This window comes from Klebsiella sp. K47 (assembly GCF_051858335.1).
Lineage (GTDB): Bacteria > Pseudomonadota > Gammaproteobacteria > Enterobacterales > Enterobacteriaceae > Klebsiella > Klebsiella pneumoniae.
In genome coordinates this window covers 1-435 of sequence record NZ_JBPYUI010000099.1, presented here as the reverse complement: position 1 = coordinate 435, position 435 = coordinate 1, and the positions used below count along the sequence as shown (strand labels likewise).

Annotated in this window: 1 protein-coding gene; it reads left to right on the top strand. The window is 58.2% G+C overall.

Annotated features, from left to right (window positions below):
- Positions 1-435 (top strand): type VI secretion system contractile sheath domain-containing protein (locus RRF55_RS27255; protein ID WP_196983341.1); only part of this gene is annotated, 435 nt, incomplete at both ends.

The window sequence follows — 435 nt, the reverse complement described above, 5'->3', positions numbered from 1 at the left end:
AAGAGACCATGGAAGAGGTGGCTGCCATTAAGGATATCGGCAACTACTTCGATCGCGCGGAATATATTCGCTGGAAGGCGTTTCGTGAAACCGACGATGCCCGCTACATCGGCCTGGTGATGCCGCGCGTGCTGGGTCGTCTGCCGTACGGCCCGGACACCGTGCCGGTGCGCAGCTTCAACTATGTCGAGCAGGTGAAGGGCCCGGACCACGAAAAGTATCTCTGGACCAGCGCGGCGTTTTCCTTCGCTTCCAATATGGTGAAGAGCTTTGTCAATAACGGCTGGTGTGTACAAATTCGCGGTCCGCAGGCCGGCGGCGCGGTGAAAGATTTGCCTATCCATCTGTACGATCTGGGCACCGGCAACCAGGTGAAGATCCCTTCCGAGGTGATGATCCCGGAAACGCGGGAGTTTGAGTTCGCCAGCCTGGGCT